This window comes from Rothia sp. LK2492 (assembly GCF_040946345.1).
Taxonomy (GTDB): domain Bacteria; phylum Actinomycetota; class Actinomycetes; order Actinomycetales; family Micrococcaceae; genus Rothia; species Rothia endophytica.
In genome coordinates, this window is sequence record NZ_JAYWLX010000007.1 from 1 (window position 1) to 9024 (window position 9024).

Genomic DNA, 9024 nt, shown 5'->3' on the forward strand with positions numbered 1-9024 from the left:
TATATATCTTGTTTCAAACCTACCAGCAACCATATTTACCCAAGACATATGGACTCTTGAAATTAACAAGGCCAAAATCCAAATTTCAGCACCGTACAATGTATACATTGTATTGGAAACAATTGAATTGTTATCAACAAACCCAACAGGAATATAATCTCGGTTATCTGAAGTTATACTCGGGACTACAACGGCCGCACCCGTAACTTGTTCCCGAAATTTCCATGGAACGTCAGCGATTCTTCTAGCTCCCGAATCTTTACTTTCACTCCGAGCCTGGCTAACCAGCTTTAGCCTTCTTTGGATCTCATCAATGTTTTTTGCATCTTCTAGATTTCTTTCGTCAATCCAAATACAAACCCTATCAATGCCTTTAATAAAATTGTCAGAACCATAAAAATTTTTCAAAAAAGGCACACATTCTGGGTGCTTATCAATAAAAATAGGTGTTTCTTTAGCCGATAGAGCCAAGTGACCACCATCAACCGGCATATTTCCTCGCCTCATAAGTGGAAGTTGGTGTGAGATAGGTTTTTTTCTCGCAGACACTAAAAGATTTCTTCCACCCATAAGGTAACCGTTTATGTTTTCAACTTGTGTTATTAGTCCATCAGCAAAGATATATTTAGATTTGTTTGAAATATTCCTCAAACCAATAACTACAACCGTAACACCAGCATTTTTCTTAGCATTATTTTCCCACTTAAATGAGCTATATGCAAAATCAATTTCCACATCACAATTTAATATGTGTGGAAAAAAGAGACCAACCAAATCACCTTGCGTAATTGAATTTGTGCTGACAAATGCTAATTTCGACCTTGAATCACAGATATAGTCAGCTCCCTTTACAAACCAAAGAGCAATGTAATCTAGTTTTTTCGAGAATGGGCGGGCCCCAAAGACATAAGGAAAGTCCTGTTTCTGATCCTTCGTTTGCATCGAAGAGCCAACATAGGGTGGGTTACCAATCAGATAGATTTCATCAATTCTGTTGTTAGGGCACACTCTGTTCCAGTCCAGCCGGGTAGCATTCCCCACCACGATTTTGCCGTGTTCCTTCAGAGGAATCAAGGGAATGCTCACGCTGAACTTATCGTAGAACTCCCTGTTCATCTGGTGCTTAGCAATCCAGAGGGACAGCATCGCGACTTCTACTGCGAAGTCGTCAATCTCAATGCCAAAGAAGTTCTCGATAGAGATGCGGGAGTCGTGGAAAGCAAAGCCGTACTTGTTACCGCCAATGGTATGGAGCTGTTCCAGAATAGAGTGCTCCAGGCGGCGCAGCTCCTTATAGGCAATAATCAAGAAGTTCCCGGATCCACAGGCAGGATCAAAAATCTTAATTTCTGAAATCCGGTCGAGCAGTTTTTCCAGCTTCTTCACGTTATCGAAGGCTGCGTCGAACTCCTCGCGCAGCTCATCTAAGAACAGAGGCTCGATGGTTTTCAGAATGTTAGGCACCGAGGTGTAATGCTGACCAAGGTCTGAACGTTGGCCCGGGGTAACGATTGCCTGGAACATGGAACCAAAGATATCCGGGTTAATTTCCTGCCATTGCAAGGTTCCCAGTTCAATCAGAGCTTGACGCGCTGAGCTGGTAAATTGGGGAACGACCAGCCCATCAACAGAGCGGCTAAATAAACGTCCGTTCACGTAGGGGAAGTCAGCTACCACGCCACTTTTGTCATCGGGATTTGCAGTATCTAGGGCGTCGAAAACAGCTGTCAAGAACTCCTGGGCGTCGCTGCCGTCCTTCTGCGTATAGCTACTCACTGCATTGGTAAAGAGGTTATCAGTAAAGATACCGGTATCCTCTGCGAAGAAACAGAAAAGCAAACGGGTGAAGAAGACGTTGAGCATGTGCCTGTCATGCGCTGAAGATGTGACATGGGGGTTAGCGCTGATAAGCTCATCAAAGAGCTTGCCCATCTTCTCCGCTGCTTTAACATCTGCGTGAGCTTCAGAAGTGTACTGGGCTTTTTCCATACCTGCCCAGGGCAGGAAGAAGGTGAACTTCTCGTCAATCTGAGCAATAGGGGTAGCCAGGGTTTCACCGGTTTTAGTATCTGCCGCCAACAGTTCTCGATAGTCGGTAACCAACACAAAGCGGGGAGTGAAACGCTTGACGTGCGCAGCTGTGCGCAGTTCGTCCAAGGTAGCTAGGGTGTTTTCGCCTGGCTCAATTTCCTTGAAGTAGATGGTGTTTTTCAGGGCAATTTCATGCGTTGGGTCTTCGGCAACGTTGAGGTTACCGCTGCGGAGGCGGCTGATGGTGCTCTTAGGTTTGCCGTAGGCTCCTAGCAGGTCAAAGATAATTTCTTTATCGTAGTTTACGCGTTTGCCCAGTGGCTTCATGCGGTCTTCGATTGCTGCAAGGTTAAGCCTAGCCATGTGATCCCTTTCGAGGTGTAAGCGTGTCTATATCAGGATACCGCCACGATCAACAGCGCAGCAGGTATTACCCCAGCATGCTCAGTTCCAGCTCCCCTGCGCACGGAAGATTGGCTGGTTCTAAACGAAAACCTCAGCATGTTTTACTGGAACTATGGTTTGCTCAATCTTCATAGACCTTTGGTCTTTTCTCAAAACAGAAGCTGCGCCTCTCACAGTACTCACTGCGGTATTAGGCATCATCTTCGCTGTCCTCAACCTCATGAAACTAGTCTCTGATTCTCGCGAACGCACTAGGCCTTACATCGCTCTAGAACCGCGCCCGGGAGTTCATCTCAACGGATCAGTCGACCTGGTCGTCACGAACTATGGACAATCACCGGCACAGAATATTACTTTAAAACCACTTGAACCTTTAGAGCCGGGGGAAAATGAATACATCTTGCCACTTCTCAATAAATTGTTTGAAAGAAGTTTCTATATGGCTCCTCACGCTAGCTTTAGGCTTATGTGGCGTAGCGTTGCAAGCGGTGGAAAATGCGGAGCCCCTGAGGTGTGCCAGGTCGAAGTGGTCTACCAAAGCACAAAAGCTAACTAGCTTCGCAAGCAGAAAACCTATAAAGAAATTGTCATCGTTGATACTGGATTTATTGTTGCAGCACCGGAACCTGTCGACGGCGCTAACACGGCTGGGTCCGGCACACCGGAACAAAAAGCGCTCAAGAATATCAACCTAGCCCTTAGAACTCTCAACCAACACATTGCTAATCGTTACTAGGACTCAGAGTGAATAGAAGGCAGGGGTTGCTCATCCTGCCTCGCTGTTTACTCGTCCACCGATGTCCGGCATCTAGGCACTCGTATAGACTATGCGTATCGTTCTGCCCGTACCAGTTGAATTTCTTATCTCCCCACCACTGCAATAATTGTTCAACGTTCTCGCCATTATGCTCGGGCTCAAAAGCGTAATCCAAAGACAGAATTCTCCCCTAGGGGTCTTCAGCTGTAGCAGCCATCACGAACCCATACCCAGTTGAAGCGAATAGACCGCTACCAGCGTTCCGTTCATCCGACCAGTAATGTTTTTGTGTTTCACAACGATCACATTCCAATTGAGATACATCAACGCTGCAATCTTCCCACTCGATAGGTCCAAACTTTCCCAGTAGCTCAGGTGGGTAAGTCGGCTCTTCACCGCTGAAAGACTTCACATCAACCTCTCTAACAACATGTCGCTCCCAGCAGACCGGGAAAGAGCTCCCAACAGCGGTGCCATTGAGCCAGTAATTCATATTGAGGTTCATGCCAACCTGCCACCGGAGCTCTGGAGTCTCCGAGGTGGATTTATCTGTCGTCCAGTTATGAGCATCCACTTCAACATGTGGAGCGACTCCATGGTCTACGAGAAATTCAGAGAAAAGCTGCTCTGTTCTAGCCCGAATCTGCTCAACCAGAGGCATTAAATCTGCGGAAGGCTGCACTACAATAGACGTTGACATCAGCTTTGCTCCTTCGCAAAATTCAGCACATCTACGGTTGGGGTAATTCTATTCCAGCCACGCAATCTGAAGGCTGATTCTTTGATAACTAATGAGGCAGGACCCTTACCCCGAGACAGCGACTAGTACCCTCTGCCACGGAGCAAAACCCCTGCCTCATTGTTTTATGCACCTAAACCATAGAGTTCCGCCTTATTTATGGTCTTTAGACGTTTCTGGGAAGGCCAGTCCTCCCCAAAACCTAGGTATAACGGAGTATGTGCTGTATAGCTGGGGCAGCGTCGTCGTCCGAATCTTTGACCTAGCGCTGGTGCCGCGCAGGTCGATGGTGCGCAGCATTGGGGCTGCCGGGCTCTGGGTGCTATCGATGGTGCTCACACCTCCATTTTATAGGGGGCGTCAAATACAAGCATCTATGACAGGCATGACTCAGCGAGTTCAGTTGGTTAACACTTTTATCCTCTGAGCAATGTAACTAGGGGCACATTTCCCCTGCTACCATGGTGAATACCACTCGGGGTGCGCCGTCTCTGGCGCTGAGATCAAACCCGTTGAACCTGCTCTAGTTAGTATTAGCGAAGGGAATGTGCGATGACTTCATCCAGCATGCCAATTGAGACCATTAACCGTACTCTCCGGGATCGCAACCCTCTGGTGCACTGTCTGACCAATTCTGTAGTTCAGGAAATTTCAGCCAATGTTCTTCTGGCAGTGGGTGCCTCCCCCGCGATGGTGAGCCACCCCGAGGAATCCGGCCAATTCGCAGCAGTGGCAGATGCCCTGCTCATTAACGTGGGTAATCCAGACCCCTACTATGTGGAATCCATGCGTAGCGCCGTAAAAGTAGCGACTGACCACGGTACACCCTGGGTTCTTGACCCGGTAGCTGTTGGCGGATTGACGGTTCGCACTGAACTAGCTGTCGAGTTACTTGCCTCCAAACCCACCGTTATTCGCGGGAACCCCTCAGAAATTCTCAACCTTCACGCTGCTTTTACCCAGCAAGAACGCTCCGGAGGCCGAGGAGTTGACTCCACCGATTCTGCTGAAGCGGCCCTGGACGCGGCAATAGCCCTAGCTCGCGAAACCGGCGGGGTGGTTGCCCTCTCAGGGGCCACCGATATCATTGTCTCCGACCATCGAGTTACACGTATTAGCGGCGGCAGTGCCTTCATGCCTTTAGTAATCGGCACAGGCTGCTCTCTGGGTGCCGTCGTCGCTGCGTACTTGGCAGCCTGGGATGATGCCCACGAAGCCGCAGCCGCCGCTCACGCCACCTTCGCTACGGCTGCCGAATACGCCCACCCCCTTGCAAAAGGTCCGGGAACGTTCCGTGAGGCATGGCTCGACGGGCTTCATCTTGCTGAACGATGCACCGCCAGCTGTAAAACCGAGGTGCTCTAATGATAGGTAACTACGGCCTATACCTGGTGACGGATTCTGGTATGGCTGGCGGGTGGCAGAAGGTAGCAGGAGTGGTTGCCGAAGCCATTGACGGTGGCGTGAATACCGTCCAGGTACGCGACAAAGAGCTCGACGATACAACCTTCTCAGCTCTCGTTGAGTCAGTTCTTTCCGTCACCGAACCCGCAAAAGTTCCCCTCATCGTCAATGATCGGGTGGAGGTAGCTGCCCACTTTAGCCTTGATGTGCACATCGGTCAGGGCGATATGCCCCTGGAGGCCGCCCGTGAATTACTCGGGGCTGGACCCCGAATCGGACTGTCGGTGGGAACCCACGCCGAGCTCCGGGCAGCGCTGAGTGGTAGCGTCCGCCCCGACCTTGTCGGGATGGGGCCGGTCTACGCCACCAGCACAAAGAAGGATGCGGGCGCAGCGCTTGGCGTGAATACCTTGCAGGCGCTAGCGGCCGATGCCGCTGAATCAGATATTTGTTCGGTCGCCATTGGCGGGCTCAATACCAGCAACATCGCTGAGGTCAGCAGGACGGGTGTTGCAGGTTGCTGCGTGGTGTCTGCGATTATGGCAGCTACTGATCCGGCCGAGGCTGCCCGTTCTTTGAAGGAGTTGATGGCATGATGGCTCGTGTCCTTTCTATTGCCGGTACCGACCCCACGGGGGGGCGCAGGTTTACAGGCTGATGTGAAGTCCATTGCTGCAGCCGGTGGCTACGGGATGGGAGTGGTAACCTCTCTGGTGGTGCAGAACACCCGTGGGGTCCAGCAGGTGCATACCCCTGACCCGGATTTTTTGGAAGCCCAGCTACGGGCTGTCAGTGATGATGTAACTATTGATGCGGTAAAGGTCGGGATGATTGCCGACCCGGCCTCTGCTGCGGTGGTGGTGAACTGGTTGCGCAACCTGCCCGCCAATATCTCTGTGGTCGTTGACCCGGTGATGGTGGCAAGTTCGGGTCAGGCACTGGCTAATTCGGTGTCCGCTGACCTGCTTACCTGCGCCACCGTGCTGACCCCAAACGTGGACGAACTGGCAGCCCTCGTGGGTAAACCGGCGGCGAGCAACCGAGCTGAGCTGATTGCCCAGGCACGGGTTTTGGCAGAAAAGACCGGTGCCCTGGTGGTTGCCAAGGGCGGGCACCTGGCAGATGCTGACCGGGGCAACACCCTGGTGAACGCCACAGGCGAACTTGCCCACGCTGCATCCTGGTTTGTGGGTACCACGGCCTCCCACGGCACCGGTTGTTCTCTGTCTTCTGCCTTGGCAACCCGGCTGGGTCTGGGTGAGAGCCCGCAGGTAGCTCTTGAGTGGGCGACCTCCTGGGCACATGAAGCTCTGCAATATGGTGAAGCTCAGGCGGTGGGAGCAGGTAACGGGCCCATTGACCATTTCCATCGGTTGCGCCGACAGGCTAAATCGGGTCTGCAGAACCCGGCTGCTCCTGACAAATGTAACCGGCACCAGCCCGTAGTGAAGGCCTCCGGTGAGTACACTCGGGAGCTCTGGGAATATGCTGGCGAGTCCCTCGACCGTTTTGGGTCAGACGGCTTTATTTCCGCACTGATGCAGGGTACTTTGAGCGGGTCACAGTTCACGTTCTATATTGAACAAGATGACTACTACCTTAACGTCTACGCTGCGGTTTTGGCGCGTCTTGCTGCTGCTGCTCAGTCGGCTGATGAGCGTAGGTTCTGGGCGGAGTCAGTGACCGGTTGCATCGCAGTTGAACAGGGAATGCACGCTCAGTGGAATCTGGATCCCTCAACGGTACACCCCTCCCCTTCGACTCTGGCTTACACAGACTTTTTACGGGCTGAGGCTGGAAGCGACTACGTGGTTGCGGTCGCCGCGGTATTGCCCTGTTTCTGGTTGTACGCGCAGTTGGCGGCTTTCGTGCCTGATGCTATTCCGGAGGACCACCCTTACAAAGATTGGGTGGAGGCCTACAGGGATGAAGCCTTCCAGGCATCGACCGCTCGGGCAGTGCAGATTGCCGAGGGATTGCTGGCGGCAGCCTCTGATCGCCAGCGTGCGGCGGCGCAGCAGGCTTTCTGGCGAGCCTGCCAGCTGGAGGCAGACTTCTTTGCTCAGGCTCTGTTGCTAGATACGCTCTAGGCCGTCCTCTCAGTGGGCTCGGAGCATGGCGCCGTGTGAGCTCCTCAACGGGCCCACACTGCGCTCCGAGAACACGCCCAGGATCTACAACACAAAACCACGGCAATAAGAACAATAGTTACCATTGCAATGATTCAATCATCGCAACCACACCAGGCACAGCTTCAACTATAAGTTTGATTGAGGCGTGCACTCCCGCCAAGGTCCGGTCACCCCCTAGTCAGTTAGTCAGTAAACCTTACCTTGTGCTGGGTGGGGGCAACCAGAGGCATGGGCTCGTATTCGGCACGTAGCTCGCGCAGGCGCATGGCGTGCTGGTGCAGGGCACGGTCCTCATCGGTCTGCGGGGTGAAGGGGCGGGCAGGCAGAGTGTTGCCGTCATAATCCACCGCAACGTAGGTCATGGAGGCGTGGATAGCTAGGGGCAACTTCTCATTACGCTCACGCGGATCCCCAGCCCTCAGATGCACCATGACGCCCATAGTTCGGGCGTCTGTCCTCACCAGACGGGCGGTTACCTCCACCAGATCCCCAATATGCACCGGCCGGTAGAAGCGCACGCCGCCGGCATAGATAGCTACAGTTCGCTCCCCGCTCCATGCCATGGTCACGCTGGTGGCTGCCTCGTCGATCCACTCCATGGCGGTGCCGCCATGCACGTTGCCGCCCCAGTTAATGTCGGTGGGCTTGGCAAGAAAACGATGGGTAATTTCTGGTGCCGTGGAGTTTGAAGAATAGGTCTGCGCTATCATCTCGTCTTCAATAACCTTGCGCAAATCAATGCGCGAAATAGCTGCCTGTTGCACCCGCTTCTCTTCATCGGTGACCGGCACATAGGGGGTTACCGGCTGGGACTTACGGTTCTCGTCCATAGCTACGAAGATCACCAGACAATCGCAAGCACGTGTGAAGAGACCGTCACGAGGGTTAGCCGACAGCACTTCATTGACGATGTGCATGGTGGACCGGCCGGTGTAGACGATGCGCGAGCGCACCTCCACCATGTGCCCGGACGGGATGGGTCGGGTGAAGTGGATATGGCCAACGTAGGCGGTGACGCAGTAGGTGCCGGACCAGCCCACGGCACAGGCGTAGGCCGCCTTATCGATCCACTCCAGTACGCGGCCTCCGTGCACACCCTGGGAACCTGCTGACAGTACATCGGTGGGGGCCGCTAAAAAGCGCAGGGTGATGGAGGGCGAGGGGGTGGTAAGGCTGCTCTGGGTGCTGTTCATGATTGGATCTACTTCTTTGTAGGTGGGTGTTGATTGTTCATTCTAAGGCTGTTCTGCCTGTTTCTTCGTGTATTGGGGAGGGGAGTGGGAAAAACACCTGCTGGTTTGAGGCGAAAAAGGGGACGCGGGTTGCTGGAATCCATGAGAAAACCTGCGTTGGCCCCTGAATCAAGAGCAGAATCTCATGGTTCCCTACAAGTGCTGAATCCGTCCCCAAAACAGCAAGAAAAACCGATTTGACTAGTTTTTTTACCGCAGCAACTTCCCCTTTGAAGGCACCCATGAAAACAATCTCATTCCACTTTAATTTTCCTTTCATAATGCACTCATAGAGTTTTCTTAGGACAACAAAAGGTGGGTACC

8 protein-coding genes and 1 riboswitch are annotated in these 9024 nt (G+C 52.7%); of the genes, 3 read left to right on the forward strand and 5 right to left on the reverse strand.

Features of this window, described 5'->3' with window-relative positions; all coding sequences use genetic code 11:
* From VVR27_RS08520 to VVR27_RS08530, 3 genes are all read right to left on the reverse strand, one after another.
* Positions 1-2394: DNA methyltransferase (locus tag VVR27_RS08520; RefSeq protein WP_368547959.1), on the reverse strand; the 2394-nt coding region annotated here is incomplete at its 3' end.
* Positions 2395-3383: 989 nt separating this feature from the next.
* Positions 3384-3893, reverse strand: a complete 510-nt coding sequence (locus tag VVR27_RS08525; RefSeq protein ID WP_368547960.1) for a hypothetical protein — start codon at positions 3891-3893, stop codon at positions 3384-3386.
* A gap of 192 nt (positions 3894-4085) precedes the next feature.
* Complete coding sequence (locus tag VVR27_RS08530; RefSeq protein WP_368547961.1) at positions 4086-4271, reverse strand: hypothetical protein; 186 nt, start codon at positions 4269-4271, stop codon at positions 4086-4088.
* A 127-nt stretch (positions 4272-4398) separates the two neighbouring features.
* Positions 4399-4495, forward strand: a riboswitch (TPP riboswitch).
* Here VVR27_RS08530 and thiM point away from each other — a divergent pair.
* The 3 genes from thiM to VVR27_RS08545 all read left to right on the forward strand — a co-directional run bounded on the left by thiM (position 4485) and on the right by VVR27_RS08545 (position 7426).
* Positions 4485-5297: a hydroxyethylthiazole kinase gene (gene thiM / locus VVR27_RS08535; RefSeq protein ID WP_368547962.1), complete on the forward strand. Its 813-nt coding sequence runs from the start codon at positions 4485-4487 to the stop codon at positions 5295-5297. Its footprint overlaps the riboswitch before it by 11 nt.
* Positions 5297-5932: a thiamine phosphate synthase gene (gene thiE, locus VVR27_RS08540; RefSeq protein ID WP_368547963.1), complete on the forward strand. Its 636-nt coding sequence runs from the start codon at positions 5297-5299 to the stop codon at positions 5930-5932. Before thiM ends, thiE begins: the two co-directional genes overlap by 1 nt.
* Before the next feature lie 6 nt (positions 5933-5938).
* Positions 5939-7426 carry a bifunctional hydroxymethylpyrimidine kinase/phosphomethylpyrimidine kinase gene (locus tag VVR27_RS08545; protein ID WP_368547964.1) on the forward strand — a complete coding sequence of 496 codons (1488 nt, stop codon included), beginning with the start codon at positions 5939-5941 and terminating at the stop codon, positions 7424-7426.
* Between the two features lie 224 nt (positions 7427-7650).
* Here the strand turns inward: VVR27_RS08545 and VVR27_RS08550 are convergent, their stop codons facing one another.
* Both VVR27_RS08550 and VVR27_RS08555 read right to left on the reverse strand, forming a co-directional pair.
* The gene (locus tag VVR27_RS08550; RefSeq protein WP_368547965.1) at positions 7651-8661 is read right to left on the reverse strand and encodes an acyl-CoA thioesterase; all 1011 of its coding nucleotides are present in this window, start codon (positions 8659-8661) and stop codon (positions 7651-7653) included.
* Positions 8662-8698: 37 nt separating this feature from the next.
* A complete protein-coding gene (locus VVR27_RS08555) occupies positions 8699-8980 on the reverse strand; it encodes a hypothetical protein (RefSeq protein ID WP_368547966.1) in 282 nt (93 codons plus the stop codon).
* Positions 8981-9024 lie beyond the last annotated feature (44 nt).